This window comes from Rothia sp. HSID18067 (genome assembly GCF_003989445.1).
In the GTDB taxonomy this organism is placed as follows: Bacteria; Actinomycetota; Actinomycetes; order Actinomycetales; family Micrococcaceae; genus Rothia; species Rothia aeria.
In genome coordinates, this window is record NZ_RBMF01000014.1 from 1 (window position 1) to 456 (window position 456).

The 456-nt window shown below is 50.7% G+C and carries 2 rRNA genes; both read right to left on the bottom strand.

Annotation, left to right across the window (positions count from 1 at the left end):
* Positions 1-7 precede the first annotated feature (7 nt).
* Positions 8-125 (bottom strand): 5S ribosomal RNA (gene rrf / locus D8M23_RS11650).
* Between the two features lie 100 nt (positions 126-225).
* Positions 226-456 (bottom strand): 23S ribosomal RNA (locus D8M23_RS11655); the annotation flags it as partial.

Below are 456 nucleotides of genomic sequence, written 5' to 3' on the forward strand. Positions count from 1 at the left end.
AAAAAAATTGCGGCAGCCATCTACTCTCCCACACCCACCAAGATGCAGTACCATCAACACCACAGGGCTTAGCAACCAGGTTCGAAAAGGAGACTGAGCGTTTCCCCCCGGCTATCACCACCGCAAAACCACACAACAACACCCCACCCCAAAAAGAAGGGGCCCAGAAGGTTTGTTGCCTCAAAACTGTACAGTGAACACAAACACACAAAACAAAAATGACTATAATGTAAGCCTTCGGTCTATTAGTACCAGTCAACTCCACACCTTACAGCGCTTCCATACCCGGCCTATCAACCCCGTCATCTACAGGGAACCTCACACACCCAAAAGGGTGCCAGGAGAACTCATCACGAAACAAGCTTCCCGCTTAGATGCTTTCAGCGGTTATCCCTCCCGAACGTAGCCAATCAGCCATGCACCTGGCGGTACAACTGACATACCAGAGGTTCGTCC